Source organism: Streptomyces sp. ID05-26A (assembly GCF_033794685.1).
Classification (GTDB): domain Bacteria; phylum Actinomycetota; class Actinomycetes; order Mycobacteriales; family Pseudonocardiaceae; genus Lentzea.
Map to the genome: position 1 here is coordinate 262,707 of NZ_JARAYZ010000002.1, position 26,410 is coordinate 289,116.

At 71.8% G+C, this 26,410-nt stretch carries 30 protein-coding genes; 14 read left to right on the forward strand and 16 right to left on the reverse strand.

The annotated features are described in order from the left end of the window. The first annotated feature begins 60 nt into the window (after positions 1-60). Complete coding sequence (locus PV646_RS16915; protein WP_500342870.1) at positions 61-660, forward strand: sigma-70 family RNA polymerase sigma factor; 600 nt, start codon at positions 61-63, stop codon at positions 658-660. Between the two features lie 23 nt (positions 661-683). Here PV646_RS16915 and PV646_RS16920 read toward each other — a convergent pair whose 3' ends face one another. The 3 genes from PV646_RS16920 to PV646_RS16930 form a co-directional block, all read right to left on the reverse strand. Then, a complete protein-coding gene (locus PV646_RS16920) occupies positions 684-2,288 on the reverse strand; it encodes a hypothetical protein (protein WP_500342872.1) in 1,605 nt (534 codons plus the stop codon). After that, the gene (locus PV646_RS16925) at positions 2,285-2,611 is read right to left on the reverse strand and encodes a hypothetical protein (RefSeq protein WP_500342874.1); all 327 of its coding nucleotides are present in this window, start codon (positions 2,609-2,611) and stop codon (positions 2,285-2,287) included. Before PV646_RS16925 ends, PV646_RS16920 begins: the two co-directional genes overlap by 4 nt. Positions 2,612-2,721: 110 nt before the next feature. Then, positions 2,722-3,186: a hypothetical protein gene (locus tag PV646_RS16930; RefSeq protein WP_500342876.1), complete on the reverse strand. Its 465-nt coding sequence runs from the start codon at positions 3,184-3,186 to the stop codon at positions 2,722-2,724. Positions 3,187-3,330: 144 nt separating this feature from the next. Between PV646_RS16930 and PV646_RS16935 the strand changes: the two genes are divergently transcribed. Then, positions 3,331-3,906, forward strand: coding sequence for a TetR/AcrR family transcriptional regulator (locus PV646_RS16935; RefSeq protein ID WP_500342878.1), 576 nt, complete (start codon positions 3,331-3,333; stop codon positions 3,904-3,906). Positions 3,907-3,917: 11 nt separating this feature from the next. After that, the gene (locus PV646_RS16940; RefSeq protein ID WP_500342879.1) at positions 3,918-6,152 is read left to right on the forward strand and encodes a molybdopterin-dependent oxidoreductase; all 2,235 of its coding nucleotides are present in this window, start codon (positions 3,918-3,920) and stop codon (positions 6,150-6,152) included. On the opposite strand, the gene PV646_RS16945 is transcribed toward PV646_RS16940, so the two are convergent. From PV646_RS16945 to PV646_RS16955, 3 genes are read right to left on the reverse strand one after another with little or no spacing between them, the layout of a single operon-like run. Next, positions 6,139-6,450, reverse strand: a complete 312-nt coding sequence (locus tag PV646_RS16945; protein WP_500342881.1) for a DUF4387 domain-containing protein — start codon at positions 6,448-6,450, stop codon at positions 6,139-6,141. The two genes, PV646_RS16940 and PV646_RS16945, sit on opposite strands and share 14 nt — an antisense overlap. Continuing rightward, complete coding sequence (locus PV646_RS16950) at positions 6,443-7,825, reverse strand: acyclic terpene utilization AtuA family protein (protein ID WP_500342883.1); 1,383 nt, start codon at positions 7,823-7,825, stop codon at positions 6,443-6,445. Before PV646_RS16950 ends, PV646_RS16945 begins: the two co-directional genes overlap by 8 nt. A 20-nt stretch (positions 7,826-7,845) precedes the next feature. Continuing rightward, complete coding sequence (locus PV646_RS16955; RefSeq protein WP_500342884.1) at positions 7,846-9,102, reverse strand: MFS transporter; 1,257 nt, start codon at positions 9,100-9,102, stop codon at positions 7,846-7,848. Between the two features lie 108 nt (positions 9,103-9,210). Here PV646_RS16955 and PV646_RS16960 point away from each other — a divergent pair, with 108 nt between their 5' ends. After that, positions 9,211-9,933, forward strand: coding sequence for a GntR family transcriptional regulator (locus tag PV646_RS16960; protein ID WP_500345021.1), 723 nt, complete (start codon positions 9,211-9,213; stop codon positions 9,931-9,933). Positions 9,934-9,988: 55 nt separating this feature from the next. Here PV646_RS16960 and PV646_RS16965 read toward each other — a convergent pair whose 3' ends face one another. Next, positions 9,989-10,651, reverse strand: a complete 663-nt coding sequence (locus PV646_RS16965) for an RraA family protein (protein ID WP_500342886.1) — start codon at positions 10,649-10,651, stop codon at positions 9,989-9,991. A gap of 77 nt (positions 10,652-10,728) precedes the next feature. Here PV646_RS16965 and PV646_RS16970 point away from each other — a divergent pair, with 77 nt between their 5' ends. The 3 genes from PV646_RS16970 to PV646_RS16980 all read left to right on the forward strand — a co-directional run bounded on the left by PV646_RS16970 (position 10,729) and on the right by PV646_RS16980 (position 12,807). Further along, positions 10,729-11,364: a TetR/AcrR family transcriptional regulator gene (locus PV646_RS16970; protein WP_500342888.1), complete on the forward strand. Its 636-nt coding sequence runs from the start codon at positions 10,729-10,731 to the stop codon at positions 11,362-11,364. Positions 11,365-11,425: 61 nt separating this feature from the next. Next, a complete protein-coding gene (locus tag PV646_RS16975; protein WP_500342889.1) occupies positions 11,426-12,139 on the forward strand; it encodes a hypothetical protein in 714 nt (237 codons plus the stop codon). Further along, complete coding sequence (locus PV646_RS16980) at positions 12,136-12,807, forward strand: DUF4166 domain-containing protein (protein WP_500342890.1); 672 nt, start codon at positions 12,136-12,138, stop codon at positions 12,805-12,807. The genes PV646_RS16975 and PV646_RS16980 overlap by 4 nt, the downstream gene beginning before the upstream one ends. On the opposite strand, the gene PV646_RS16985 is transcribed toward PV646_RS16980, so the two are convergent. Genes PV646_RS16985 through PV646_RS17000 form a run of 4 tightly spaced genes read right to left on the reverse strand, consistent with a single transcriptional unit; the run spans position 12,776 to position 16,176 of the window. Beyond that, entirely contained in the window at positions 12,776-13,429 is a 654-nt protein-coding gene (locus tag PV646_RS16985; protein WP_500342892.1) for a CoA transferase subunit B, read from the reverse strand. The genes PV646_RS16980 and PV646_RS16985 overlap by 32 nt on opposite strands. 1 nt (position 13,430) lies before the next feature. Continuing rightward, the gene (locus PV646_RS16990; protein ID WP_500345022.1) at positions 13,431-14,201 is read right to left on the reverse strand and encodes a CoA transferase subunit A; all 771 of its coding nucleotides are present in this window, start codon (positions 14,199-14,201) and stop codon (positions 13,431-13,433) included. Positions 14,202-14,203: 2 nt separating this feature from the next. After that, positions 14,204-14,965: a 3-oxoadipate enol-lactonase gene (gene pcaD, locus PV646_RS16995; protein WP_500342893.1), complete on the reverse strand. Its 762-nt coding sequence runs from the start codon at positions 14,963-14,965 to the stop codon at positions 14,204-14,206. Beyond that, the gene (locus PV646_RS17000) at positions 14,965-16,176 is read right to left on the reverse strand and encodes an acetyl-CoA C-acetyltransferase (protein WP_500342894.1); all 1,212 of its coding nucleotides are present in this window, start codon (positions 16,174-16,176) and stop codon (positions 14,965-14,967) included. Before PV646_RS17000 ends, pcaD begins: the two co-directional genes overlap by 1 nt. 77 nt (positions 16,177-16,253) lie before the next feature. Here PV646_RS17000 and PV646_RS17005 point away from each other — a divergent pair, with 77 nt between their 5' ends. Beyond that, positions 16,254-17,138, forward strand: coding sequence for a LysR substrate-binding domain-containing protein (locus PV646_RS17005; protein WP_500342896.1), 885 nt, complete (start codon positions 16,254-16,256; stop codon positions 17,136-17,138). A gap of 32 nt (positions 17,139-17,170) precedes the next feature. Here PV646_RS17005 and PV646_RS17010 read toward each other — a convergent pair whose 3' ends face one another. From PV646_RS17010 to PV646_RS17020, 3 genes are all read right to left on the reverse strand, one after another. Further along, positions 17,171-17,485 (reverse strand): hypothetical protein, encoded by a 315-nt coding sequence (locus tag PV646_RS17010; RefSeq protein ID WP_500342897.1) that lies wholly within the window; start codon positions 17,483-17,485, stop codon positions 17,171-17,173. An 80-nt stretch (positions 17,486-17,565) separates the two neighbouring features. After that, complete coding sequence (locus PV646_RS17015) at positions 17,566-18,978, reverse strand: ATP-binding protein (protein WP_500342899.1); 1,413 nt, start codon at positions 18,976-18,978, stop codon at positions 17,566-17,568. Then, positions 18,978-20,645: an NAD(P)/FAD-dependent oxidoreductase gene (locus PV646_RS17020; protein WP_500342900.1), complete on the reverse strand. Its 1,668-nt coding sequence runs from the start codon at positions 20,643-20,645 to the stop codon at positions 18,978-18,980. The genes PV646_RS17015 and PV646_RS17020 overlap by 1 nt, the downstream gene beginning before the upstream one ends. Positions 20,646-20,701: 56 nt before the next feature. Between PV646_RS17020 and PV646_RS17025 the strand changes: the two genes are divergently transcribed. Further along, complete coding sequence (locus PV646_RS17025) at positions 20,702-20,965, forward strand: UBP-type zinc finger domain-containing protein (RefSeq protein ID WP_500342902.1); 264 nt, start codon at positions 20,702-20,704, stop codon at positions 20,963-20,965. Between the two features lie 2 nt (positions 20,966-20,967). Here PV646_RS17025 and PV646_RS17030 read toward each other — a convergent pair whose 3' ends face one another. Continuing rightward, a complete protein-coding gene (locus tag PV646_RS17030; protein ID WP_500342903.1) occupies positions 20,968-21,501 on the reverse strand; it encodes a hypothetical protein in 534 nt (177 codons plus the stop codon). Positions 21,502-21,571: 70 nt separating this feature from the next. Here PV646_RS17030 and PV646_RS17035 point away from each other — a divergent pair, with 70 nt between their 5' ends. The 5 genes from PV646_RS17035 (at position 21,572) to PV646_RS17055 (ending at position 25,423) form a co-directional block, all read left to right on the forward strand. Continuing rightward, positions 21,572-23,113, forward strand: coding sequence for a PucR family transcriptional regulator (locus PV646_RS17035; RefSeq protein ID WP_500342905.1), 1,542 nt, complete (start codon positions 21,572-21,574; stop codon positions 23,111-23,113). 84 nt (positions 23,114-23,197) lie between these two features. Further along, entirely contained in the window at positions 23,198-24,442 is a 1,245-nt protein-coding gene (locus PV646_RS17040; protein WP_500342908.1) for an NAD(P)/FAD-dependent oxidoreductase, read from the forward strand. After that, complete coding sequence (locus tag PV646_RS17045; RefSeq protein ID WP_500342910.1) at positions 24,439-24,600, forward strand: hypothetical protein; 162 nt, start codon at positions 24,439-24,441, stop codon at positions 24,598-24,600. Before PV646_RS17040 ends, PV646_RS17045 begins: the two co-directional genes overlap by 4 nt. 117 nt (positions 24,601-24,717) lie before the next feature. Continuing rightward, on the forward strand, positions 24,718-25,167 hold the full coding sequence (locus tag PV646_RS17050) for a GreA/GreB family elongation factor (protein ID WP_500342912.1): 450 nt from the start codon (positions 24,718-24,720) through the stop codon (positions 25,165-25,167). Further along, positions 25,157-25,423, forward strand: coding sequence for a DUF3040 domain-containing protein (locus tag PV646_RS17055; RefSeq protein ID WP_500342913.1), 267 nt, complete (start codon positions 25,157-25,159; stop codon positions 25,421-25,423). Before PV646_RS17050 ends, PV646_RS17055 begins: the two co-directional genes overlap by 11 nt. On the opposite strand, the gene PV646_RS17060 is transcribed toward PV646_RS17055, so the two are convergent. Beyond that, positions 25,398-26,324 (reverse strand): LysR family transcriptional regulator, encoded by a 927-nt coding sequence (locus PV646_RS17060; protein WP_500342915.1) that lies wholly within the window; start codon positions 26,322-26,324, stop codon positions 25,398-25,400. The two genes, PV646_RS17055 and PV646_RS17060, sit on opposite strands and share 26 nt — an antisense overlap. Positions 26,325-26,410 lie beyond the last annotated feature (86 nt).

Sequence of the window (26,410 nt, forward strand, 5' to 3'; positions counted from 1 at the left end):
GCCCTGGTCAGCGGCCGCGCCCGGACGGGCCGGCGGCGCGTGTACCACTGATCGGTCCGAATGGCCGGTCAGGTCCCGGACGTTCGCCCGTTAGGCTTCGGCCTCGTGGACTTCGCCGATGACGAGGTGACCCGATGGGCGTTGCAGGCCCGGGACGGTGACCGGGACGCCCTGGAACGGTTCGTGCGGGCGACCCAGCGCGACGTGTGGCGTTTCGTCGCGCACCTCGAGGACGTGGGCGTGGCGGACGACCTCACGCAGGAGACCTTCCTGCGCGCGCTGCCGAGCCTGCGGAACTTCGAGGCGAGGTCCTCGGCGACGACGTGGCTCCTCTCGATCGCCCGCCGGGTCGTGATCGACCAGGTGCGGATGGCGCGGTCGAGGCCGCGGGTGTCCCCGGACGTCGACTGGGTGCAGGCGGCGGACCGCGGGCGTGGCGTTTCGTCCGGCTTCACCGGCGTGGTCGAGCTCAACCTGCTGCTCGACGAGCTGGCCGCGGACCGGCGGGAGGCCCTGGTGCTCACGCAGGTGCTCGGGCTGGGCTACGCCGAGGCCGCCGAGGTCGTCGGCTGCCCGATCGGGACGATCCGCTCGCGGGTCGCGCGGGCACGTGAGGACCTGGTCAGGGCCACCGGGCGTGATGCCAGCGAGACGGGCTGAGACTCGGGTGCGCGTGCTCGTTCTCACCTGAGCCGCATGCTCCTGAGCGTGCCGCGCTCGACGGTGCCCCGGTCCGGATGGATCTCGACCGGTTCGAACAGCGGGTCGAACTTGCGCTTGACGTCCCTCGACCAGTCGGCCTGGATGCCCTTCTCGCCGGTCTTGACGTCGTAGACGGTGACGTTCTCGTGCCCGAACTGGGGCAGGATGGTGGAGCCGGGAGTCCACTTCGGGTTGGGGATCTCCCGCTGCAGGACGATGTCGACCCGCCGGGACCCGTTGGTGCCCCACGGCACCTCCGCCTCGGGGCTCATCTGCGCGACCTGGCTGCGCAGCTGCCACCCGCTGTCCGGGTCGATCAGCCTGTCGTGGTTGTCCTCGACCCACTTGCCGACGCGCTTGTCCGTCTCGGTGCCGATGATCCGCTCGGTGCTCCAGTCCTGCGGGTAGTCCTTCCGGACGTTCGGCAGGTCGTGGGCGACCTCGTCGCGCATCCCGTTCGTGAGGTCGATGAACGTCTCCAGCAGCTGGTTGTGGATCTCCTCGGCGGCCTCCTGGATCGCCTCGCGGTCCTTCGGGTTCGCCCGGTTCCACCTCGGGTCGTTCTTGGGCGTGGGGAGGAGCTGCTTGGTGTCGAACGGGTGGGTCTTGCGGCCGATCACCGGCTGCCGGCCGTGAGCCGGGCCGACGGGCCGTCCGATCGAACCGGGTTTGGGTGTGGTGGGTCTTCCGCCGGGTCGCCAGCCTGGTTTGCCGGTTGGGCGCCAGCGGTTCATCCAGCCCGCGAGCTGGACGTTCTTGGCGGCTCCTGGATCACCCGTCGGTCCGCGCACCGTTTCGCCGGCAGGAGACTGGAACGACGCCGCGTTCGTCGTCCCGCCGTTCCCGCCCGGCGCGTGGGCGGCCAGGACCAGGTTCGGGTCTCCGTCCACACCGGACGGCCGTGGGGCGGTGGGGAGGGCAAGGGCGTCACGGAGCGGCGCCAGCACCTCACCCGCCCGCACCGTCCCGGCCAGTTGCCGCGCGGTCTGCCGCAGCATCTCCTCCAGCTCCGCCACGGGCTGGGCGTACGAGGCGACGAGGGAGGCGGCCTCGGCGCGGATCTCGACGGTGTTCGCGCCCCGCACCGAACTCGCCAGCCGCACGTAGGAGATCAGCTCGCCGACGCAGTGGTCGAGCAGCGCGTCCGCCTGCGCCCGCGCGGAACCGACGGCCGCGCCCGTCATCCGCGCCGCCGCACCCCCGGCGGCCAGCACCCTCGAGACCCCGGCCAGCGCCCGGCCGATCACCCCGGCCCGCTCGCGGTACCGGTCGCCGGCCGCTCCGGTCCAGTCGGCCTCACCCGCGACCGCGGACCGGACGAACTCCTGACCCACCCGCTCGACCACCGTGGCGGCACGAGTCAGGGCGTCCGTGTACGCGTTCACCGACCCGTCGACGGCCATCCGGTCGACGGCGTGCTGCAACGGCTCGACCAGCGACACGTAGTCCCCGAGCCCGGCCGCGACCAACCGCCGCACGGGCCGCACCCCGGTGACCGTCCCACCGCTGCGCAGTCGTGGTGCGACCCAGTCGCCACCGGCCATCGCGCTCGCGAGCCGATCAGCGGCCTCGGTGGCGGTGTTCATACCGTTCGCTCCGCGGGGTCGGCGAGCGAGTCGAAGGACGACCGCACGCCGGCCTCCTGGCGCGCGTACTCCTCTGCCGTGTCGCGGAGCCGGGAACCGGTCTCCACCAACGTGTTGAGCGCGGCGACCACGGTCTCCAGCCCTTCGAAGCCGAGCCTGTCGAGCACGGGGACCGCCTCCGCCGCCGCGTCACCGAACGCGCCGGGCGTCAACGAGACCGACCCCACCGCGTCGGCGGCGAGCTGCAACTCGGCGACCAGTTCGCCGACACCGCGCGCCTGCTCCGCGAGAACCGTGGCTGAGACCGCGTAACCCTCACGCATGATCCGCTCCTGGCGTCACCCAAGACCCGTCACCGCCAACAATGGCGCAACCACGCGCCGTGACGACACCGAACCGGCGAAGTTCGGCCGTACAGCGCAGCACCGGGCGATCAGCGGTCGAAGATCTCCGGCCCGTCCCAGTCGTCCGCGTCCGGCGACGAGGGGCGTGCGGGTGCCGGTCGAGGAGGAACCGCTTGCCCGGCAACGGGATGCGCCGGAGGGGGCGGCTCGGGAAAGCGCTGTCTCGTCTCGGCGAGGATCAGGTGGGCCGCGGCGTCGTGCGGGCCGATCGTCTCGGTCATCGCCTGGTCCACCAGGGCGGGAATGCGTGCCTGGGCACGGCGCACGCAGTCCATGACCTGAGCCGCGAGCACGGGCAGCGGCTCCCGGTTCCGCCCCTCCCGCAGCAGCAGCCCGGTGAGCGCGCCGCTGGTGGACACCACGACCTCGATCGTCCCGTCCGGGGACACCTCGCGGACCGTCTGGCCGGACAACCGGTCCCGCAGCGCCCCGAACCGGTGGGCGTTCTCCGCGACCTCCTGCTGCCAGTCCCGCGTCCCCTCGGATCCACCCACCGGTCGCCTCCCTCCCCGCGTCAGGCTCCGACACGGTCGATGATTCCGGCGGACGGGCGGCCGCACCAGGCTCCGGTGAGCCGAAAGTCGTGTGCTGCTGACAGCGACTATGGTCTCTGCCATACTCCCGAACAGGGAGGTGCGATGAGCGACGGCAGGCGGGGCACCAAGCAGCGGATGCTGGACAGCGCGGTGCTGCTGCTGCGTGAACGCGGCGCGGCCGGCGTCACGGTCGACGCCGTGCTGGCCCACAGCGGTGCGCCGCGAGGGTCCGTCTACCACCACTTCCCCGGCGGCCGGAACGAGATGGTGCTCGGCGCGGTCCGCCTGGCCGGTGACTACATCGACACCATGGTCAGCGAGGCGGCGGCCGAGGGGGACGTCCGGCAACTGCTGGAACGTCTGGTCGCCTTCTGGAAGCGGTCGCTGACCAAGACGGACTTCCGGGCGGGCTGTCCCGCCGCCGCGATGGCCATGGACGGCCGCGACACCGTTCCCGACGCCGTCGACGTGGTGCGGGAGATCTTCGCGCGGTGGCAGGGCAGCATCGCGGAAGCACTGTCCCGCAACGGTGTCGAGGCGGCCCGCGCGCAGCGGCTGGCGACGCTGGTCGTGTCCGCCGTCGAAGGCGCGATCATCCTCTGCCGCGCACACCGCGACCTGGGCCCGCTCGACGACGTGCTCGCCGAGATCGCGCCCCTGCTGGAGCGACGAGACTAGGAGCCTGGCCCATGTGGAAACCCAGCGCCTGCATCCTCTGCGAGTGCAACTGCGGGATCGAGATCCTCGTCGGCGAGGACGGGCGGTCGTTCGACAAGATCCGCGGCGACAAGCTCCACCCCGCCTCCGCCGGCTACACCTGCAACAAGGCGCTGCGCCTGGGGTTGCACCAGAACGGTGACACGGGCCGGATCACGAGTCCGTTGCGCAGGACGCCCGACGGCACGTTCGAGGAGATCGACTGGGACACCGCCATCGGGGAGATCGCGGCCCGGCTGGGCGAGGTCCGCGACACCTTCGGCGGCGAGACGATCTTCTACTACGGTGGCGGTGGCCAGGGCAACCATCTCGGTGGCGCGTACTCGCCCGCCACCCTCGCGGCCTTCGGCGCCCGCTACCGCTCGTCGGCGCTCGCGCAGGAGAAGACCGGCGAGTTCTGGGTCAGCGCCCGGATGCTCGGCAACATGACCCGCGCGGACTTCGAGCACTGCGAGGTCGCGCTGTTCGTCGGCAAGAACCCCTACCAGTCGCACGGTTTCCCGCGGGCGCGCTCGGTGCTCAAGGAGATCGCGAAGGACCCCGCCCGGTCGATGATCGTGATCGACCCCGTGCGGACCGAGACCGCCGAGCTCTCCGACTTCCACCTCCAGGTCCGGCCCGGCACCGACCTCTACCTGCTGACCGCGCTGGCCGCGGTGCTCGTGCAGGAGGACCTGGTCGCCGCGGACTGGCTCGCCGAGCACGCGGACGGCCTCGACGCCGTCACCGCCGTCCTGCGGCAGGTGCCGGTGGGGGAGTACTGCGCGGTCGCCGACGTCGAGGAGACGCTGGTGCGGGCGGTGGCCGCGCGGATCGCCGCCGCGGAGTCCGTGGCCGTGTTCGAGGACCTCGGGGTCCAGATGAACCGCGACTCGACGCTGGTGAGCTACGTCGAGAAGCTCGTCTGGCTGCTCACCGGCAACTTCGGCAAGCGCGGCACCCAGTACGTGCCGTCCAGCCTGGTGCCGATCGGCCGCGACCGGGGGCACGCGGGAGACCAGGGCCCGCGCAGCCCGGTCGTGGGCGCGCGGATCATCAGCGGTCTCGTGCCGTCCAACGTGATCGCCGAGGAGATCCTCACCGACCACCCGGCCCGCTACCGCGCGATGCTGGTCGAGAGCGCGAACCCCGCGCACTCGCTGGCCGACTCGGCGAAGATGCGGGAAGCGTTGGCAGCACTGGAACTCGTCGTGGTCATCGACATCGCGATGACCGAGACCGCGCGCCTGGCCGACTACGTGCTGCCCGCGCCGACGCAGTTCGAGAAGTTCGAGGCCACGTTCTTCAACTTCGACTTCCCGCGCAACATCTTCCACCTGCGGCACCCGGTCGTGCCCGCGCCGGAGGGGGTCCTGCCCGAACCGGAGATCCACGCCCGGCTCGTCGAGGCGTCCGGCGCACTGTCCGAAGAGGACTACGCTCCGCTGCGGGAGGCCGCAGCGGCCGGACGGGTGCAGTTCGCCCAGGCGTTCCTCGCCGTGCTCGCGGATCCGGTGAAACGGCGGCTCGCGGCCGTTCTGCTGTACCGCACGCTCGGCCCGACGCTGCCGCACGACGCCTCGGCGGCCGCCGTGCTGTGGATGGCCGCGCACGAGTGCGCCCGCAAGAACCCCGCCGGTGTCGAGAAGGCGGGCTACGGGTCCGGGCTCGAGGCGGGGGAGCGGCTCTTCGCCGCGATCGTCGACGGCGAGCACGGCGTGCACATCACCGACGACGAGTACGACGAGTCCTGGCGGCGGCTGCGCGGCGACCGGATTCACCTGGACGTGCCGGAGCTGCTCGCCGCTGTGGCCGCGCTGGGCGACAGGCCTGTGCCGCAAGGGGATCCGGACTGGCCGTTCGTGCTGTCCGCCGGGGAACGCCGCGCCTTCACGGCCAACACGATCATGCGCGACCCCACCTGGCGACGCCGCGACGCCGACGGTCGGCTGCGCATCAGCGTCGCCGACGCGGCGTCGCTGGGCATCGCGACGGGCGACAAGGTGAAGGTCACCACCCGGCGTGGCAGCGCGGAGGTGTCCGTGGACGTCGCGGACACCATGCGCTCCGGTCACATCTCCCTGCCCAACGGCTTCGGGCTCACGGTGAACGAGCGCACGGGCGTCGCGCCCAACGAGCTGACCGCGGCCGAGGACCGCGACGAGTGGGCCGGAACCCCGTGGCACAAGCACGTTCCGGCCCGCCTCGAACCGGTCACGGCACCCTGAGCGACGCCAGCGGCACGTGGTGCTGCCCGGCGTGGACGTCGCGGTCCCGCAGGCCTCCCTGCGGGACCGGGCGCGGGAACGAGATCTTGACGACGTTCAGCGACGGGATCCGGAAGATCTGGACGTCCTCGGCGCGCACGTCGTACAGGGACGCGACGAGGTTCGCGTCCACCGTCCCGGCCGCGAGCGCGTAACCGGACTCGTCGCGCAGGAACAGTTCCATCGTCACCCAGAACGGTCCGGCGTTCTTGGACCGGACCTCCAGCGCGAGATCGCCGAACGTGGGCTGCTCAGTCATGGGAGAGGGCCTTCCGGTGCTCGGTGCGGAACATCTCGGTGGGGGTGAGGGTGTCGACGACGTGGTTGAGCGCGAACTCGTAGACCGGACCGCGCTCGGTCTCGGCGGGGGAGGTCGCGAACGCGAGGCTCGGCAGGTAGGCCATGTCCGGGGTCGGCAGGTGCAGCATCAACGGGTTGGCGACCTTGGCGACGGCGGTCGCGAGCTCCTGGGTTCGGGCGCGCACCAGGAGCATCACCCCGATCTCGCGCGGTGGCCGCGTCGCCGGGTCCAGTGAGCCCAGCACGGCGTCGTAGCCGTAGCGGCGCAGGTCGAAGGAGTACTCGCCCTCGTCGAGCCCGAGGGTCTGCGCGACGCGGCCGGTGAAGACCTTGACGAACAGGCCGGTCCACTCCTCGATGTTCGCGAGGATGTGCTCGTCGCGGATCGCGGTGAACGACATCGTCTCGTAGCCGGTGATCCGGGCGCCCTCCAGCTTGATCGTGTGCTGGCCGGCGGGGTGGAACCGCGAGCCCTCGACGCGCACGCGCCGTTCGTCCAGAGCCGTGTAGGTGGCCTCCGAGACGTCCAGTTCGCCGGCCGGTTCGCGCATGCGGAACGGGTTCACCGTCTCGTAGAGCATGTGCGCCGCAACGGAGATCGGCGTGCAGGCGGCGTCCGGGTCGAGCGGTTCGATGGTGAAGCCGGTGTGGTCGACGGTGGCGAGGACGCCGCCCGCGCGGGGGTTCGTCGTGCACTGGCCGCCGCACTCGACGATCTTCGCCGCGTGCCATACGGGTCCGGCCGGCATGCCCTTCATCAACGGGAAGGCGGCGGCGAGGGCGGTGTCCGTCGCACGGCCCGCGAGCACCACGTCGGCTCCGGCGCGCAGGGCCTCCTCGATCGGTTCGTGGCCCATCATCCCGACGACGTGCGTACAACTGTCCACAGTGGCCTCATCGAGAACTGTCGCCGGTGGCAACGGATGCACTGCGCGTTCACGCAGCCGTGCCTTCACGAAGCCGGCCCGTTGCTCGCTGAAGATCGTCGCCACGGACAGGTCGAGCTCCTCCTCGCACAGGATGTCGTCGACGATGCCGGCGACCCAGGCGACACCGGAGTCGGTGCCACTGGTGCCGCAGGACCCGACGATGAGCGGGATGCGGGCCTGAGCGCTTGCACGCAGGAGGATCCGCAGGTCGCGGGCGACGGCCGCGGCGGTCGTCTTGGCGGTGCCCGAACCGAGGTAGTGCGGGCCCGAGTCGGTCGATCCGCCGTCCACGGCGATGACGTCGGCGCCGAGCTCCAGCCCGCGGTCCACGGAGGACTGGGTGAAGCCGGCGCCGAGCATGCCCGTGGGCGTCAGGACGCGGACGGCTCCGTCGGGAGCGTTCATGTGCGAGTTCCTTCCGGTTGTTACAGGGAGACCGCGTGGCGGCGGCTCAGGACGGCGACGCGCAGGATCACGGCGGTGGCAAGCGCGCTGAGCAGGGCGATGTCGAGGAGCATGTAGCGCCACCCGGTGATGTCGACCATCGCGCCGACCACCCCCGGCCCGATGAACCCGCCGGTCGCCCAGCTCACCGTGTACAGGCCCGTGTACACGCCGATCACGCGGGCGGACGGCGCCAGGTTCCACAGCACGACGGCGGCGTTGATCAGGAACCCGGACGCGCCGGCGGCCGCGACGCAGAAGGCCGCGACGGTGGCGGCGGGGGTCGGCACGAGGGTGCCGCAGGCGAGCGAGACGCCGAAGACGACCATCCCGATCGTCATCGTGCGGACGCGCCCGATCCGTTCGGCGAGCAGCGCGGCGGGGTAGGCGGCGACGAGGAACGCGACACCGCTGGGGAACGTCAGCGAACCCGCCGCGCCACGGGACAGGCCCAGGGTCTCCATGCCGTACGGGGTGAACAGCGACCGCGAGGAGAACCAGGCGGAGGCGAACAGCAGGACCGCGGTGACGAGGAGGAGCCGGCTGCGGTTCGGGTCGCGCAGGATGTCCTTGAGCAGGTCCCGCAACCGCACGGACGACTCGTCGTGCGCGTCCTCGGTGAGCGCGAGCTGGTAGGCCCGCGAGGTGTTGTCCCGCACCCGCGAGACGAGAACCGCCGTGCACACCAGCATGAGCAGTGCCGGCACGGTGAACGCGAGCTTCGGGTGGTCGTCCACCAGCAGTGCGCTGATGAGCGCGGACACGATGACGGTCAGGCCGGAGGCGATCTTCACCGCCGCGTTCGCCCTGCCCCTGCGTTCCGGCTCGATGAAGTCGGGCAGCAACGCCTGCGCGATCGGCTTGAAGCTGTTGCCCACCAGCGAGTACACGAAGATCACCGCGATCAGCGCGGGCAGTGCCGTGGCCAGTGGGATGAGCATGAACAGCAGCGCGGCGAGCGGCATGCCCACCGCCAGGTAGGGAATCCTGCGGCCCCACCGCGTCCGGGTGTTGTCCGACCGGTTGGCGATCCAGGGCTGCACGAAGATGCCGAGCAGGTTGTCCATGCCCATGAGCAGACCGACGACCGCGGTGCTGGCGATGTGCTCCCGCAGCAGCGGCGGCACCTGGGCGTCGTAGAAGTCCCAGGTCGCCTCCTGCGCGAACACGGCCAGCGCGACGAAGAACGTGATGCGCCTGGCGAGCCGCCGGTCGACCGGCGCGGCGAGTGACGACATCGGGAAGCCTCCGTTGGCTCGGGAACGTCGCGGCGCCACCAAGCTAGGATGCTATAGCAAAATAAGCAAGCAATAGCTTAAGTGCTTGCCGTAGTATCGGCGCTCGTGATGGCGGAGAAAGATCCTCAGTCCGGCACGCTGGCCGGCCGGGCCTACCGCTCGGTCCACGACGCCATCGCGGCGGGCGAGCTGGCCCCCGGCGAGAAGGTCACCGAACGCGGCCTCGCCGAGCGGCTGTCTATGAGCCCCACCCCGGTCCGCGAGGCCATCCGCCGGCTGGAGCAGGACGGCCTGATCAAGAGGACCGGCCCGCGCACGGTCGTCGTCGCGGACATCGGCGCCTCCGCCGTCGAGGACCTGGCCGAGGTCGAGATCGCGCTGCGGGGCCTCATCGCCCGCTTCGCCGCCCGGCACGCGGGCCCCGCGCAGCTCGACGAGCTCGACACGATCCTGGACGAGGCGGACGACCTGCTGATCGTCATCAAGCAGCGCGCCGCCGACGGACGTCCGGCCGACAAGCACCTGAACACCCTGCTGGACACCATGCGGCGCTTCAACGACGCGGTGGCGTCCTGCGCGGGCAACGACATCCTCGTCCGGCTGCTCGACCAGACCAGGGTGTTCTCGCAGGCCGAGCGCCGGGCCCGGATGCTGGAGCGGGCGGCCGCGAACCACCAGTTCGGCCTCGACCGCTACGCGAGCCACCGCGCCCTGGTCCGCGCCCTGCGCGCGGGCGACTCGGCCGCCGCGGAGCAGATCGCGATGGACGACGTCCGGGGCGGGCTGGACGACCTGCGCAGCACACCCGTCCGGGTGCCGACGGGGAAGTGAGCGTGCCCTCCGCGTGGGGGAGCTGATCCCGGAGTTCGACCGGTCCTGACCCGAGTCAGGACCGAGCTCGCAACACCGACTGCTCGCCGCGCTCCAGAGCGGCGACGTGCTCGGCGACGGTGAACGCGTCGCTCAGCGTGCCGCCACCGTCGAGGAGGCCGATCACCCGGTGTTCGCGCTCCTTGACGGCCAGCGCGGCGTCGAGGAGCGACTCGACCCGCGCCGGGTCCACGACGACGAGGCCCTCGTCGTCGGCGAGGACCAGGTCGCCGGGGTTGACCGTGACCCCGCCGCAGGTCACCGGGACCTGGAGCTCGCCGAGCTGCGTCGCGGTGCCGGCGCGCGGCGTGACGAACCGGCTGTAGACCGGCAGCGCGCACGTCGAGACGTAGGCCATGTCGCGGTAGCCGCCGTCCACGACGATGCCGCCGAGCGACCGCACCAACGCCGCCCGCGCGAACATCTCGCCACCGAGCGCGGTCTCGCGTGCGCCGCCGTCCACGACGATCACCGCGCCGGGCTCGGCCGTCTCGACCGCGCGCAGCACGGCCAGGAAGTCCTCGCGGCAGCGGACCGTGAACGCCGGGCCGCAGATCCGGGTCGCCGCGGACCGGGCGCGGATCGCGCTGTGCACGACCCGGGTGGTCCGGTCGGCGTCGCAGAGGGCGGTCGTGTCGACGTCCAGAAACCGTTCCAGCAGTGCGTCGTTCACTGGCATGAGGCGCGATCCCTTGTCTCGGCGGTGGAACTCCCTCCATCCCACCCCGGCCGGTTCGCCCCGTCTACGGTGATGCCGTGGCAGACACCCGACAACGCCTGATCGACGGCGCGATCGAGACGATCCGCGCGCACGGTCTGACCGGCACCACGGCACGGAGCATCGCGGCCACCGCCGGGGTCAACCAGGCGCTGGTCTTCTACCACTTCGGCACCGTCCACGACCTGCTGCAGGCCGCGTGCCTCGCCGCCACCCGGGCCAGGGTGGAGCCGTTCGCCGAGCAGCTCGGCCGGATCACCGACCTGCGGCAGCTCCTCGCGCTCGGCCGCACCCTGCACACCGCGGAGCGCGCCGAGGGCAACGTCATGGTGCTCGCCCAACTGCTGGCCGGCGCCCAGACCGACCCCAAGCTCGCCGAGGCCACCGCGGCGTCGCTGCGGCTGTGGATCACCCCGATCGAGGACGCCCTGACGAGGTTGCTGGCCGGCTCGCCGGTGGCCGAGCTGATCGACACGGCGGGCCTCGCGCGTGCGGTGAGCGCCGGGTTCATCGGCCTGGAGCTGTACGAGGGCGTCGACCCGGACGGGGCCCAGGCCGCGCTGGACGCCCTCGACCGGCTGGCCGTGCTCATCGAGGTGGTGGACGACCTCGGGCCGGTCGCGGTCCGCGCCCTGCGCGCCAAGCTCCGGAAGACCGCCAAGAACCGTATTTGAGCAACTGCTCAAATGCAGCTACCCTCCTGTTTGAGCAGTTGCTCAAACAGGAGGTGACCTCATGGCGCGACGACGAGCGCTCTACGTGGAGACTCTGATCAGGGCCGACCTCGACGACCTGTGGCGGCACACCCAGGAACCCCGCCCGCACCAGCGGTGGGACCTCCGGTTCACGCGGATCGACTACCTGCCGAAGGCGGATCCGGACGACGCGCAGCACTTCCGGTACGCGGTCCGCGTCCTGCCCGGCCTGGAGGTCGACGGGACCGGCGTCAGCGTCGGTGAACGCACCAAGCGCGACGGTTCGCGGACGTCGGCGCTGCGCTTCAGTTCGGCGCACCCGTTGTCGCTGATCCGCAGCGGGGCGGGCTACTGGCGGTACGTGCCGACCAGCGCGGGCGTCCGGTTCCTCACCGGGTACGACTACCAGCCGGGCTGGGGCCGGCTGGGCGCGCTGGCCGACCGCCCGTTCCGCCTGCTGATGGGGTGGGGCACGGCCTGGTCGTTCGACCGGCTCCGGCTGTGGCTCGAACGCGGTGTGCCGCCCGAGGTGTCGTTCCGGCGGGCGCTGCTGGACGCGGGCGCGAGGATCGCCGTCTGCGTCGTCGCCTGGTGGACCGCGCCTGCTCTGCTCGCCGCGGCCCTCACCCTGATCGCCCTCCTGGTCCCGCCGTCGCCGTCCACCCCGGCTGCCCGCAGGTGCCGCCGGACTCCGCCGGACCGCCGTTCGTCGACGGCGCCCTCGACCCTGTCCACTTTGGAGCACCCCCAATGACGTCGATCTTCCAGCGCGCCCTCGGCCGTGACTTCGACCGCCTGCACCCGCAGTTGCGACGCCGGTTCGGCGTCTCCGACGAGCAGGGCGTCGCCTGCGTCGGCACGGGCACGATGGACCGGGTCTGGCACGGCCGAGGGTTCACCCGGCCGTTCCTCTGGCTCGGGGCCAAGCGCCACATCCTGCTGCCGGGCCACGGCGGCGACATCCCGTTCACCATCGAGAACTACCCCTACCGCGACTCGCTCGGCCGGGAGACGGTGACCTTCGTCCGCACCTTCACCTTCGACCGGCCGCAGCGCTGGGATGCCACGATGATCTACAGCCCCGAGCGCGGCTGCGTCGTGGACTACCTGGGCACGCACCAGCACGTCGCCGTCGACCTGCACCTGTCCGTGGACGACCGCGGCGGGCTGCTGATCCGCAGCGGGGAGCAGCGCTTCCACGAGGGACCGGTCCACTTCCGCATCCCCAGGCTGGTCACCGGCACCGCGGAGGTCCGCGAGTCCTTCGACGACGAACTGGGCCGGTTCCGCATCAACGTCGAGGTGACCAACCACCGGTTCGGGCCGCTCTTCGGCTACCACGGCACCTTCCACTGCTCCTATCCCGAGAGCGGTGCCGTGCCGGACGCGGTCAGGCCGGTGCGGGAGCAGGCGAGGGTCTGACGACGGGTGCGCCGGTCCTGGCCACGACGTCCTCGATGGTGCTGCCGGGCGCGAGCTCGACCAGGCGGAAGGCACCGTCCTCGACGTCGAGCACGGCCAGGTCGGTGATGACGCGGGAGACGACACCGCGGCCCGTGAGCGGCAAAGTGCAGGTATCGACCAGTTTCGCGTCGCCGTTGCGGGCGTTGTGCTCCATCAGGACGATGACCCGGCGGGCGCCGCTGACGAGATCCATGGCGCCGCCCATGCCCTTGACCATCGCACCGGGCACCATCCAGTTCGCGAGGTCGCCGTGGGCGGAGACCTGCATGCCGCCGAGGACCGCGGTGTCGATGTGGCCGCCGCGGATCATCGCGAAGCTGGTGGGGGAGTCGAAGAACGACGCTCCCGGCAGGACGCTGACGGTCTGCTTGCCCGCGTTGATGAGGTCGGGGTCGACCTCGTCGTCGTAGGGGAACGGGCCGACGCCGAGGATGCCGTTCTCCGCGTGCAGTGTGACGGTCGAGTCCGCGGGCAGGTGGTCGGGGATGAGCGTGGGCAGGCCGATGCCGAGGTTGACGTACTCGCCGTCGCGCAGTTCGAGCGCGGCGCGGGCGGCCATCTGGTCGCGGGTCCAGGCCATGTCAGTTCGCCTCCTGGCGGGCGCGGGTGGTGCGCTTCTCGATGTCCTTGCGGGCGGCCTGTTCGGTGGTGAGCGCGACGACGTGCTGCACGAAGACGCCGGGCAGGTGCACGTGGTCGGGGTGGATCTCGCCGACCTCGACGACGCGTTCGGCCTCGACGACGGTGAAGCGTCCGGCCATCGCGGCGGCGGGGTTGAAGTTGCGGGCGGCGGCGTGGAAGACGCAGTTGCCCGCGCGGTCGGCGATCGCGGCGCGGATGAGGGCGACGTCGGTGACGATCGACTCCTCCAGCACCATCTCCTTGCCGTGGAAGGTGCGCACCTCCTTGGGCGGTGAGGAGAGGGCGACGGTGCCGTCCGCGTTGTAGCGCCACGGAAGGCCGCCCTCGGAGACGAGCGTGCCGACACCGGTCGGGGTGTAGAAGGCGCCCACCCCGGAACCGCCGGCGCGCAGCCGTTCCGCGAGTGTCCCTTGTGGAGTGAGCTCCACCGTCAGCTCGCCCGCCAGGTACTGCCGGGCGAACTCCTTGTTCTCCCCGACGTAGGACGCGACGACGCGGCTGATCCGCCGGGCCTCGAGCAGCAGGCCGAGACCGGCACCGTCGACACCGCAGTTGTTGGAGACGATCGTGAGGTCGTCGGCGCCCTGCTCCAGCAACGCCTCGATCAGGAACCACGGGATGCCCGCGAGCCCGAACCCGCCGACCGCGACGCTCGCGCCGGACCGGATGCCCGCCACGGCCTCGGCCGGACCGCCGACCACCTTGTCCAGGCTCATGAGTTCTCCTTCGTGAGGTGGTCGACCAGCGCCGTGTTGACGACGTCGGGACGTTCGGCGTTGGCGAGGTGGGCGGCGCCCGGCACGACCAGGAGCCGTCCGTCGCGGACGGAGGTGGCGATCTCCTCCAGATGCGGCGGCGGGGTGGCCGGGTCGTCGGCGCCCGCGATCGCGAGGGTGGGTGCGGTGATCCGGTGCAGGTCGGCGCGCTGGTCCATGGTCGCGATCGCCTCGCAGCAGCCCGCGTAGCCCTCCGCCGGAGTCGAGGCCACCATCGCCTCCCAGCTCTCGCGGTCGTGGTGGGCCGGGGTGAACCAGCGCTGGACCACGGCTTCGGCGACCGCCTTCGTCCCTTGCGCGCGGACGAGGGCCGCGCGGTCCGTCCAGTTCGAGGCCGGCCCGAGGCAGGCGCTGGTGCACAGCACGGCGAGCCGGTCGACGCGTTCGGGGTTGCGGGCGGCGACGCGCAGCGCCGTCATGCCCCCGAGCGACAGGCCGACCAGGTGCGCCCTCTCCACGCCCAGGCGGTTGAGCAGCACGACGAGGTCGGAGGCGAGGGAGTCGATCGTGTGCGAGCCCGGCAGCACGGGGGAGCGCCCGTGGCCGCGGGTGTCGTAGCGGACGACGCGGAAGTGCTCTTCGAGCGCGGGGACGGTGGCGTCCCACATCTCCAGCGTCGAGCCCAGCGAGTTGGACAGGACGACGACCGGCCCGTCCGGCCTGCCGGTGACGACGTGGTGGACCTCGGCGACGCTCATCAGCGCACCGCCTCGAAGACCGCGGCGAGGCCCTGACCGCCGCCGATGCACATGGTCTCCAGACCGTAGCGGCTGCCACGACGACGCATCTCGTGCGCGAGGGTGGTGAGGATCCGCGCTCCGGTCGCGCCCACCGGGTGCCCGAGCGAGATGCCGGAACCGTTGGGGTTGAGCCGTTCGTCGGCGGGATCGAGCTTCCACTCGCTCAGGCAGGCGAGCACCTGGGCGGCGAACGCCTCGTTGAGCTCGATCACGTCCATGTCGTCGAGGGTGAGGCCGGCGCGCGCGAGGGCGGCGGCCGAGGCGGGGACGGGCCCGATGCCCATGACCTCCGGCCCGACTCCCGCCACGGCCCACGACCTGAGCGCGAGCACGGGTCGCAGCCCGCGCTTCTCGGCCTCGGCACGGGTGGTGACGACGCACAGCGCCGCGCCGTCGTTCTGGCCGCTGGCGTTGCCCGCGGTCACCGTGGACTCGGCGTCGAGCTTCAGCCGCACCGGCCTCAGCCTGGCCAGGTCCTCGAGCGTCGTGTCCGGACGTGGGTGTTCGTCGCGGTCGACGACGACGTCGGGCTTGCGGCCGCCGGGAACGGTGACCGGGACGAGTTCGTCGGCGAACTTTCCGGCCTGGTCCGCGGCGCCCCAGCGCTGCTGCGACCGGACCGCCAGCGCGTCCTGGTCGGCGCGGGAGATGCCGTACTCGCGACGCAGGTTCTCGGCCGTCTCCAGCATGCCGCCGGGCACCGGGTGGAACCGGCCGCCCGCGGTCTCCCTGGCCCGGTCGAGGCGGTCGACGAGCTGCACGCCGCCGCTGCGCACACCCGTGCGCAGGCCCAGCGCGTAGTGCTCGACCTGCGACATCGACTCCGCGCCACCCGCGATCACCACGCTCGCCGCGCCGGTCGCGACCTGACCCGCCGCGTACAGCACGGCCTGCAGCCCGGACCCGCAGCGCCGGTCGATCTGGAGGCCGGGCACACCGGTGCCGAGGCCCGCGTCGAGCGCCGCGATCCGGCCGATCGCCGGTGACTCGCCGTTCGGGTAGCTCTGCCCGAGCACGACGTCGTCCACGTCGCCCTCCCGCAGCCCCGTGCGGCGCACCAGTTCCGTGAGCACGGCGGTGGCGAGGTCGGTGGCGCTCAGCGAGGCCAGGGCCCCGCCGAACCGTCCGACCGGGGTCCGGAGGGGTTCGCAGATCACGACGTCGGTCATGCCCCTACGCTAGGGCGGATCGGCCATATACAGAAGTACTCATTTCGCGACCATTGATATTCTGCGAATATCACTGAATGGAACTCCGTCATCTGCGGTATTTCGTCGCGGTCGCCGAGGAACGGCACTTCGGACGCGCCGCCGAACGCCTGCACATGGCACAACCGCCGCTCTCGCAGCAGATCCAGCAGCTGGAGGCCGAGCTCGGCGTGACGTTGCTGCGGCGCACCACCCGCAAGGTCGAGCTCACCGACGCGGGCGCGGTCTACCTGGACCGCGCGCGAACCGTGCTGGCCGCCGTGGACGACGCCGGGGAGGAGGCGCGGCGCGTGGCGGACGGACTGCAGGGCCGCCTGGTCGTGGGCTGCGTCGGCTCGGCCACCTACAGCCTGCTGCCCGCGTTCGCACGGGTTCTGCGCGACGAGCTCCCGGCCGTGGACTTCGTGTTCCGGGGCGAGATGCTGGCGCCCGACCAGCTCGAGTCCCTGCTCGCCCGCCGCATCGACCTCGCGCTGCTGCGCCCGCCGGTCGAACACCCGGCGGTGCGGGCGCTGACCGTGCGCCAGGACAGGTTCATCGTGGCACTTCCCGAGGACCACCGGCTCGCGCGGCGCCGCCGGTTGAAGATCGAGGACCTGCGTGACGAAGACCTGATCGTGCACGCCGCACGAGGCCGTTCGGTCATGCACGGCATCGTCACGGACCTGTGCCGCTCAGCCGGGTTCGAACCCCGGATCCGGCACGAGGTCGAGGAGACCTCCACCCTCGTCACGTTCGTCGCATCCGGACTCGGAGTGGCCGTGGTCCCGCAACCCGTGGCGGAACTCGGCGTGCCGGGCACGACCTACAGGCCGTTGGCGGGGGACCGGAGCATCGACCTCCTGGCCGCCGTGCGCGCCGACGACGACTCGCCGGTTCTCGCCAGGGCGCTCGGCCTGCTGGAACGGACACAGGCGCGCTGAGTCAGCGCTCCCGTATCCGTCCTCTGTGGACGTCAGCAGGCCCGGACGACGACCGAGTGCGCCTTGCTGCCGAGGTCGAGGATCTTCACGGTCTTGGTGCCGGCGGGCACGCGGACCTGGTAGGTGCCGGGGTTGACCGGATAGCCGAAGTAGCTGCCCGCCGGGGCGGCCGCAGTGCCCGCGATCACGTAACCGCCGCGCAGGATGTCGGTGGCGACCGCCTTGCCGCAGTTGTTGGAGATGTAGATCTTGCCCTTGGTCGCGGCGGTGGCGGAACCCGCGCCGAGAACCGAGATGAACAGACCTGCGGTGGCCATTCCGGTGAGAACGCGCCGGGTGGTCGTCATGGTGCTCCTACGGTGTAGAGGGCTTCGCCCTCAAGCTAGCGGCGGGCACCTCCGCGCACAGTGGGTCGAACGACCGACAGTCACGGACCGGCCGCCTCCACCGGCAGCACGACCTGGAACCGCGTGTCGCCCGGCTGCGACTCCACCCGGATGCTGCCGTGGTGCTTGTTGACCACGATCCGCCACGAGATCTCCAGTCCGAGCCCGGTGCCCTCGCCGACCGGTTTGGTGGTGAAGAACGGTTCGAAGATCCGGCCCTGCACCTCCGCCGGGATGCCGGGTCCGGTGTCGCCGATCTCCACGACGAGGCGCCTGTCCCGCGCGAAAGTGCGCACTGTCAACGTTCCCGTGCCGCCCATCGCGCTCAGGGCGTTGTCGATCATGTTCGTCCACACCTGGTTGAGCTCACCGGCGTACGCGGGGATGGCGGGCAGGGCGCGGTCGTAGTCCTTGACCACCGTCACGTCCTTGAGCTTGCCGCCGAACATGACCAACGTGGAGTCGAGCAGGTCGTGCACGTCGACGACCTGGTGCGGCGCGCGGTCCATCTGGGAGTACTGCTTGGCGGCACCGACCAAAGTGGACACCCGCGTGGTGGCGTCCTCGATCTCGTTCATCAGCATCTCGGTCTCGACCGTGTACCTGAGCCAGTGCACGGCGGATCCCGTGACGGCCGCCGGGCACGGCAGGAGCGACGTCTCCAGCCACTCGACGTCCAGCCCGGCCGCGACCAGGACGGGCGCGACGTCCCAGCCACCGGCGATGCCGTGGTCGTCGAGCCAGTCGGAGACCTCGTCCTCGGCGTCGCTCGCCTCCAGCGGGCTGAGCTTCGGTGCCTTGGCGACCCGTTCGACCGCCTTCTCCTGGAGTTTCACCAGGGCGGGCAGGACCTCCGGGTCGATCGCCCCCTGGGCGAGCAGGGCGAGCTTGTGCCGCATACCCGCGACCCGTTCGCGCAACGCCGCCGTCGCCCGCACGGCCGCTGCGGCCGGGTTGTTCAGCTCGTGTGTGAGGCCCGCGGACAGGGCGCCGAGCGCGGTGAGCCGTTCGTGCTGGCCCACCGTCGCCTGGGTGTTGCGCATGCCCCAGAACAGGCCCTCCAGCAGGTGCATCGCCATCGGGAACCACGCGCGGACCACCGGCCCGAACTCGTCGGCGTCGAACTGCAGCATCGACGTGGCGGTGATCGACTCGACGGTCATCTGGTAGGTCGGCTGGTCGAGCTCCAGGTATGCCTGGGTGGCGCCGAAGTACGAGCCGCGCAGGTCGCTGCGGCTCACCTCGACGCGCTGCCCGCCGATGTTGCGGCACAGGGCGACCGTGCCCTCGAGCAGCACGAAGAAGCACGTCGCGGGCTCGCCCTCGGTGAGCACGGGCGTGCCCGCCTCGCGGGTCTCGACGTGCCCGTGCCCGGCCAGCCAGTCCAGCTGGTCGTCGTCGAGCTTCTCGAACAGGAACAGCTCGCGCAGATCCGTCGCCGTGAGCCTCTCCATCAGGACCTCTCCAGGTAGCGGTGGACCAGCGTGACCGCCATGGCACCCTCACCGACCGCGGACGCGACCCGCTTCACCGAGTCCGCCCGGACGTCGCCCGCGACGAACACGCCGGGCAGGTTCGTCTCCAGGTGGTACGGCGCCCGTTCGAGGTCCCAGCCGGGAGGTGAGCCGCCGAGGTCGGGCCCGGCGAGCAGGAAACCGCGGTCGTCCCGTTCCAGCGTGCCGTCCAGCCAGTCCGTGCGCGGGGCGGCGCCGATGAACGCGAACAACCAGCTCGCCGGCACGGTCGTCGTCTCGCCGGTCTTGTTGTGCAGCAACGTCAGCGTCTCCAGGTGGTCGTCGCCGGAGCCGCCGCGGATCTCGGTGTGCGTGCGCACCTCGACGTTCGGGATCGCGGAGAGCTGGTCGATCAGGTACCGCGACATCGACTGCTCCAGTGAGTCGCCGCGCACCAGGATCACCACCTTGCGCGCGTGGCCGGAGAAGTAGACGGCCGCCTGGCCCGCGGAGTTCGCGCCCCCGACCAGGTAGACGTCCTGACCGGCGCAGTTCGGGCCCTCGGTGGTCGAGGCGCCGTAGTACACGCCTCGTCCGGTCAGCTCGCCGAGTCCGGGTGCGTCGAGCAACCGGTAGGACACGCCCGTGGCGAGGATGACGGTGTGGGCGGAGAGTTCGGTGCCGTCACCGAACCGCACGACGCGCGCGGCACCCCGGCGCTCCAGGGAGACGACGTCGCGCGTCGTGAGCAGCTCGACCCCGAACTTGACCGCCTGCCTGCGGGCCCGTTCGGTCAGCTGGCCGCCGGACACGCCGTCGGGGAAGCCCAGGTAGTTCTCGATGCGGCTGCTGGTGCCCGCCTGGCCGCCGGTCGCGATCCGTTCCACGAGGACGGTCCGCAGGCCCTCCGAGCCTCCGTACACCGCGGCACCGAGCCCCGCGGGCCCGCCGCCCACGACGATCAGGTCGTAGAACTCGGACGACGGCTGCGTGGTCAGGCCCACCTCGGCGGCGAGCTCCGCGTCCGACGGGTCGACCAGGGCCTTGCCCTGGGCCGTCACCACGACGGGCAGCGTCGTCCCGTCCTGGTGCGCGGCGGTGAGCAGGCAGCGCGCCTCCGGCTCGTCGAGCGCGTGCCAGCGGAACGGAACGTTGTTGCGCGCCAGGAAGTCACGCACCTCGTAGGAACGGGGTGACCAGCGGTGCCCGACCACGCGCACCCGCTGTGGTGGCTGCCGGTCGCTCACCGCCCAGGCGCGCAGCTGCTCGTCGAGCACCGGGTAGAGGTTCTGCTCGGGCGGGTCCCACGGCTTGAGCAGGTAGTGGTCGAGGTCCACGACGTTGATCGCCTGGATCGCGGCGTCGGTGTCCGCGTACGCCGTGAGCAGCACCCGGCGTGCCTGGGGGAACACGTCCATGGCCTGTTCGAGGAACTCGATGCCGCTCATCTGCGGCATCCGGTAGTCGGCCAGCAGCGCCGCGACCTCCTCGCCGCGCAGCTTGATCTCGTGCAGGGCCTCCAGTGCCTGGGACCCGGACTCCGCCCGCACGATCCGGTACTGCTCGCCGTACTTCCGGCGCAGGTCGCGCGCCACCGCCCGCGACACGGCGGGGTCGTCGTCCACCGTGAGAATCGAAGGCCGCGAGACGCGACCGGCAGTCGTCATGAGACCAGTCAAACACCAGAACTCGCCGATGGCCGCGAGCGAGGTACCTTCGTGCCGTGGCAACTACTTGTGAACACGTCGCCGAGCTGGGCGCCGAGCCCGCACCGTCCACGGTGGAGGGGTGCGAGGACTGCCTGGCCGTCGGCGGCCGGTGGGTGCACCTGCGCCTGTGCCTCGGTTGCGGCAAGGTCGCCTGCTGCGACTCCTCGCCCGCCAAGCACGCCTCGAAGCACTTCGCCGACGAGGCCCACCCGGTCATGCGCTCGTTCGAGCCGGGGGAGACCTGGCGCTGGTGCTTCGTGGACAACACGATCGTCTGACGTCAGGCCGGACCGGCCGCCAGCAGCTCGCGGTAGCGGGCGGCGTGGTGTTCGTCCGGGGTCGGCGACACCGCCGGCTCCGGAAGGTCGTCGGGGTCGTCGGCGATCACCACGCCCTGGGACCGGCACTGCGCGACCATGCCCGCGTATCCGTCGTCGGACCACTGGCCGTACTCGTCGCTCAGGGCCTCGCTGAGGCTGGTGCCGCGCAGGAGCTGGTACTGGCCCTCGTTGTCGAGGCTGACGACGGGCGCCGCGGTGAGCGGGAGGTCGTCCGGGCCGCGCCAGTAGCCGAACGCCTGGCCCTCGTCGCCGTCCTCGGCGACCCACGTGATCAGCGCGGCCGTCTCCTCGATCGCCCGGACGTTGGCGACGACGTCGGGGTTCGCGAGGTCCTCGGCGGTCAGGTAGCCGGTGTCGAGCGCCTCCGGCCGTTCGTCGTCGGCGAGCAGGCGCAGGCCCTCCGACCAGGGGTTGGGCTCGCCCGCGTCCCGCAGGCGGCGCCAGACGGCGAGGTCTTCGGGAATCATCGACATGCCTCTCGTGGGGGTGCGGTGGTGATCGTCTCGCACGGTTACGGTGGCGGCAACGGCGAGGAGCTTGCTGATGGTGAGGCTGGACCGTCTGGTCAACGTGCTGGGAGGGTACGGGGTTCGCCTGTGCTGCTGTCCGGTGCCGCGGTCGGCGGAGCTGCGCGGTGTGGTGCTGCGGGACGCCGCGGACGACCGTGCCGAGGTCGGCGACGTGTACCTCGCCGTCGGCACCGGGTCGGTGGCCGAGGCGGTCCGTGCGGCGGTCGCGGCACGTGCCGTCGTCGTGCTCGTCCGGGGAGGCGAGGACCTCCTCGCCGACGCCGTCGCGGTGGGGGAGGCCGAGGGCGTCGCGGTGATGCTGGCGGATCCGGCCCTGTCGTGGAGTCAGCTCGCCGGCGTCGTCTACGGCCTCGTGCTGGAGGGTCGCGAGACCGAGTCCGGTCGTGGTCCGACGGACCTGTTCGCGCTGGCCGACAGCCTCGCCGCGGCCACCGGCGGCGCGGTGACCATCGAGGACCCGCTGTCGCGCGTGCTGGCGTATTCGGGCCCGCAGCAGGAGGCCGACGCGGCCCGGCTGGAGACCATCATGGGCCGGCAGGTGCCGGTCTGGGTGCGGGAGTTGTTCGACGCGGCGGGGGTGCGGGCGCACGTGCTGGCGTCCGACGAGCCGCTGTTCGTCCCCGGCGCACCGGCGCGTGGCCTGACCGGGCGGATGGTGGTCGCGGTCCGGGTGGGCAAGGAGCTGCTGGGCGCGATCTGGGTGGCGTGCCCGGCGCCGTTGGAGGGCACTCGCCGCACCGCGCTCACCGACGGTGCCCGGATCGTGGCGTTGCACCTGTTGCGGCTGAGGGCCAGTGCCGATCTGGAGCGCCAGGTGGAGTCGGAGTGGGTGCTCCGGCTGCTGGAGGGCACCGCGGACGCCGCGACGGTGATCAGCCAGCTCGGGTTGCCGCCGGAACCCGGCCGGGTGGTCGCGGTGCGCGCGCACGTCGGCGAGGAGCGGCACGCGGCCGTGCTGCTGGCGTTCGAACAGGCGACCACCGGGTTCGGCTGGTCGCGGCCGGGGCGCAGCGCGTTGGCGGGCAACAGCATCTACACGGTGCTGCCGGGGGAGCGGATCGCCGCGGCGCGGGACTGGCTGGCGGCGCTGAGGTCGGCGCTGCCCGGGAACGTCGTGCTGTCGGCCGGGATCAGCGCGGTCGCCGAGCCCGCGGACCTGCCCGCCGCTCGCCAGGAGGCGGACGAGTGCCTGGCGCTGCACGAGGTGCGGGCCGGGGACGCGCCCGCCTACGACGAGTCGTGGGACGAGATCCTGTTGCAGCGCCTGCGCACCGCGGCCAGGGTCGGCCGGGCGTCGGCCCGCGGACCGGTGGCCGACCTGCGCCGGCACGACGGTGAGCACGGCACCGACTACGTCGCGACGCTGCGCGCCTGGCTCGAGGCCCAGGGCGATCTGGCCGTGGCGGGCGAGCGGCTGGGGGTGCACGGGAACACGGTGCGCAACCGGCTGCGGAAGATGAGCGAGGTGACCAGCCTCGGCCTGGACGATCCCGCCAAGAGGGTCGCGATGACGATCGATCTCGCCGCGACGGTGTCGGAAACCTACAACCGCTGACCGGCGATTGTAGGAATCGGACAACCGGTTGGCCCACCGTCCACCGCATCCTGGAATCGGTATCAGCGATGACAGGAGGCAGGGATGGACGGCGTCGAGCGCCTTGACGGCGGTCCGCGCTCCGCGGTGGTGGTCGGGGCGGGCGTGGTCGGCCTGTCCACGGCGTGGTTCCTGCAGGAGCGCGGAGTCGAGGTGACCGTGGTCGACCGGACCGGGGTCGCGGCCGGCGCCTCCTGGGGCAACGCCGGGTGGATCGCACCAGGGCTCGCGATCCCGCTGAACGAACCGGCGGTGCTGCGCTACGGACTGCGATCCCTGTTCGACCCGGCCGCGCCACTGCACATCCCGCTGACCGCGGACCCGAAGCTCTGGTCGTTCCTCGCGCGGTTCGCCGCTCACTGCCGTTGGTCGTCGTGGACCAGGGCGGCCAAGGCGAACATCCCTCTCAATGAGGAGTGCATCGAGGCCTACGACGTGCTCACCGCGAACGGCGTCGAAGCGTCCACCGTCGACGCTCCGATCACGGCGGTCTTCACCTCCGCCGTGAGCGCGCAGGGCCTCGTGCGGGAACTGGACAGGCTCGCGGCGGCAGGGCAACCGGTCGACCACGTCAGGCTGTCCACAACGGACTTGCGCGAGCAGGTGCCGTTGGCGTCGTCCGCACTCACGGCCGGTGTGCGCGTCGAAGGGCAGCGGTTCGCCGCTCCGGGGGAGTTCGTCCAGGCACTGGGTCGCGCCGTGGTCGCCCGTGGCGCCACGATCCACACCTTCGAGGTGGACGACGTCCGCGCGCACAGCACCGGTGTTGTCGTGCAAGGCATCTCCGCCGACGTGGCGGTGCTGGCCACCGGTGCCTGGCTGCCGGGACTCGCGGCACGTTTCGGCGTCCGCACCCCGGTTCGTGCCGGACGCGGGTACTCGTTCACCGTGCCGGTCAGCGAACCGGTCCACGGCCCCGTCTACCTCCCGGAGGCACGAGTGGCGTGCACGCCTTACCAGGGCGGTCTTCGCGTGGCGGGCACCATGGAGTTCCGCTCCCCGGACGCACCGGTGGACGAGACGAGGGTGGACGCGATCATCGCCTCCGTCCGGCCGTTGCTCGACGGGGTGCGGTGGGAGGACCGCACCGACGTGTGGGTCGGTCCCCGCCCGGTCACACCGGACGGCCGCGCGCTCATCGGCGCCACGCGCGTGCCGGGCGTGTACGTCGCGGGAGGGCACGGCATGTGGGGCCTGGCCCAGGGTCCCGTCACCGGACGGTTGCTGGCCGAGCAGATCACCACCGGCAAGCAACCCGCCGCCCTGCGCGAGTTCGACCCGCTCCGGTGACCGCACCGGCCGAGCCACCGCTGACCGACGGCGAACGAGCCGAACTCGCGTGGCTGCGCAAGGAGAACGACTTCCTCCGCGTCCAGCGCGACATCCTCCTGCGCGTGGCCTCCGGCTACGCCCACGACTTCGAGGCGATGTCGCGCCGCCACCCCTGACCCCCTTCCTGTCCGTGCGAGTCGTGGGCCGACCGAACCCGGCCGGCACGGACGCCCCGCCGTCAGGGCGGTACCTCCCCCCGATCCGCCCTGACGGCACCCAACCCCGGAGGCATCATGACGACCCCGCGGGTGTGGCTGTCACCGCAGGCACACCACAGACTCCGCAACGAACTGACGGCCCTGCTCGCCTCACCGCAGACCGGCGATCCGGACTTCACCTCACGGCGCGACCGGGAGACGCGCATCCGTCAGCTCAACGAACTCCTCACCAACGCGATCGTGGGCGAGGACCCTCCCGACGACGGCGTGGCCGAACCCGGGATGGTGCTCACCGTCCGCTTCGACGACACCGGCGAGACCGAGACGTTCCTGCTCGGCGCGCGCGGCGCGGAGTCCGGCGCGGTCGAGGTCTACTCGCCGGACTCCCCGCTGGGAGCAGCCGTGCACGGTGCCCGCCGGGGAGAACAGCGCGCGTACCGGACACCCAGCGGCGGCACGGTCCTCGTCACCCTGCTGAACGCGGTGCCGTACGGGAGGACGCTGGAGGTGCGCCGTGCTCAGTGACCGGGAACGCGAGACGCTGTGCGAGATCGAGCGCGCGCTGTCCGCAGAGGACCCGAGACTCGCCTCGACCCTGAAGGGTGCCGAACGCCGCGTCCACCCGGCCCTCGGGGTCGTGGCCGCGCTGCTGACGCTGGTCGCGTTGGTGCTCGGGCACCTGACCGGCGCGATCGCGTGCGCGCTGGTGGCCGGGTGGACCTGGGGTGCGTGGCAACGCCGCAGAACGCCCGGGGTCAACCGGAGCCGGGTGACCGACTGAGATCGCACTGCTGAGCGGCCTCCTGCAACGCCCGCAGCGCCGCCCGGCACGCGGGACGGTTCGTGCTCCCGTTGCGCCACAGAGCGAACACCCTCCGTCGAGGTGCCGGCAGCAACGGCACGAACCGGACGCCCTCCGGCGTGGGTCCGCGACCGAGCCGGGGGATGAGCGCGGCGCCGAGCCCCGCCGCCACCAGTGCCAGCTGGGTGGAGTGCTCCGACGCGGTGTGCCTGATCGGGCGCTCGATCCCGTTGCGGCGCAACGTGTTCTCCAGCCAGCCGTGGCACATCTCGTCGCTGGGCCAGCCCACCCAGTCCTCGTCGCGCAGCTCGTCCAGGGTGACCGCGGCCCGGTCGGCGAACGGGTGCCGCGCCGGCAGCGCCACGTCGAGGACGTCCTCCAGGAGCGGCGCGCACGAGATCCCTTCGGGGACCGCGAGCGGGTCCTCCGGCCAGTCCTGCACCACCGCGAGGTCGACGTCGGCGTGGCGCAACTGTGCGATCGACTCGTGGGGTTCCAGTTCCACGAGCCGCGCCGCCAGGGCCGGGTACCGCTGCCTCAGCGCGTGCAGCATCGGCGGCAGGAGGCCGCGGGCGGCGGTGGCGAACGCGGCCACCGAGAGCGTTCCGGTCACGGCGCCGCGGTGGTCGGCGAGGTCGGTCTCGACGAGTTCGACCTGCTGCAACAGCCTGCCCGCGTGCTCGGCGAGCAGGTCGCCGACGTCGGTGAGGCGGATGCCGCGGCCCTGCCGTTCGAGCAGGCGCTGACCGACCTCGCGTTCCAGCCTGGACAGTTGCTGCGACACCGCGGAGGTGGTCACGTGCAGTGCCTCGGCGGCGCCGCGGACCGATCCCGTCGTGGACACCGCGTGCAGCGTCCGCAGGCGTTCCAGATTCAACACATCAGCGATGCTACGCAATCAGGCCAAGAATGTTTCGATTGTCTTAGCAACGCCGGGTCGGCAGGCTGAACGAACCGACACCTTCG

Excerpts from the sequence above, each read along its gene's own strand:
- PV646_RS16915 (WP_500342870.1), top strand. The coding sequence starts at position 61 with ATGGCCGGTCAGGTCCCGGACGTTCGCCCGTTAGGCTTCGGCCTCGTG.
- PV646_RS16920 (WP_500342872.1), bottom strand. The coding sequence starts at position 2,288 with ATGAACACCGCCACCGAGGCCGCTGATCGGCTCGCGAGCGCGATGGCC.
- PV646_RS16925 (WP_500342874.1), bottom strand. The coding sequence starts at position 2,611 with ATGCGTGAGGGTTACGCGGTCTCAGCCACGGTTCTCGCGGAGCAGGCG.
- PV646_RS16935 (WP_500342878.1), top strand. The coding sequence starts at position 3,331 with ATGAGCGACGGCAGGCGGGGCACCAAGCAGCGGATGCTGGACAGCGCG.
- PV646_RS16940 (WP_500342879.1), top strand. The coding sequence starts at position 3,918 with ATGTGGAAACCCAGCGCCTGCATCCTCTGCGAGTGCAACTGCGGGATC.
- PV646_RS16945 (WP_500342881.1), bottom strand. The coding sequence starts at position 6,450 with ATGACTGAGCAGCCCACGTTCGGCGATCTCGCGCTGGAGGTCCGGTCC.
- PV646_RS16950 (WP_500342883.1), bottom strand. The coding sequence starts at position 7,825 with ATGAACGCTCCCGACGGAGCCGTCCGCGTCCTGACGCCCACGGGCATG.
- PV646_RS16955 (WP_500342884.1), bottom strand. The coding sequence starts at position 9,102 with ATGTCGTCACTCGCCGCGCCGGTCGACCGGCGGCTCGCCAGGCGCATC.
- PV646_RS16960 (WP_500345021.1), top strand. The coding sequence starts at position 9,211 with ATGGCGGAGAAAGATCCTCAGTCCGGCACGCTGGCCGGCCGGGCCTAC.
- PV646_RS16965 (WP_500342886.1), bottom strand. The coding sequence starts at position 10,651 with ATGCCAGTGAACGACGCACTGCTGGAACGGTTTCTGGACGTCGACACG.
- PV646_RS16975 (WP_500342889.1), top strand. The coding sequence starts at position 11,426 with ATGGCGCGACGACGAGCGCTCTACGTGGAGACTCTGATCAGGGCCGAC.
- PV646_RS16980 (WP_500342890.1), top strand. The coding sequence starts at position 12,136 with ATGACGTCGATCTTCCAGCGCGCCCTCGGCCGTGACTTCGACCGCCTG.
- PV646_RS16985 (WP_500342892.1), bottom strand. The coding sequence starts at position 13,429 with ATGGCCTGGACCCGCGACCAGATGGCCGCCCGCGCCGCGCTCGAACTG.
- pcaD (WP_500342893.1), bottom strand. The coding sequence starts at position 14,965 with ATGAGCGTCGCCGAGGTCCACCACGTCGTCACCGGCAGGCCGGACGGG.
- PV646_RS17000 (WP_500342894.1), bottom strand. The coding sequence starts at position 16,176 with ATGACCGACGTCGTGATCTGCGAACCCCTCCGGACCCCGGTCGGACGG.
- PV646_RS17005 (WP_500342896.1), top strand. The coding sequence starts at position 16,254 with ATGGAACTCCGTCATCTGCGGTATTTCGTCGCGGTCGCCGAGGAACGG.
- PV646_RS17010 (WP_500342897.1), bottom strand. The coding sequence starts at position 17,485 with ATGACGACCACCCGGCGCGTTCTCACCGGAATGGCCACCGCAGGTCTG.
- PV646_RS17015 (WP_500342899.1), bottom strand. The coding sequence starts at position 18,978 with ATGGAGAGGCTCACGGCGACGGATCTGCGCGAGCTGTTCCTGTTCGAG.
- PV646_RS17020 (WP_500342900.1), bottom strand. The coding sequence starts at position 20,645 with ATGACGACTGCCGGTCGCGTCTCGCGGCCTTCGATTCTCACGGTGGAC.
- PV646_RS17030 (WP_500342903.1), bottom strand. The coding sequence starts at position 21,501 with ATGTCGATGATTCCCGAAGACCTCGCCGTCTGGCGCCGCCTGCGGGAC.
- PV646_RS17035 (WP_500342905.1), top strand. The coding sequence starts at position 21,572 with ATGGTGAGGCTGGACCGTCTGGTCAACGTGCTGGGAGGGTACGGGGTT.
- PV646_RS17040 (WP_500342908.1), top strand. The coding sequence starts at position 23,198 with ATGGACGGCGTCGAGCGCCTTGACGGCGGTCCGCGCTCCGCGGTGGTG.
- PV646_RS17050 (WP_500342912.1), top strand. The coding sequence starts at position 24,718 with ATGACGACCCCGCGGGTGTGGCTGTCACCGCAGGCACACCACAGACTC.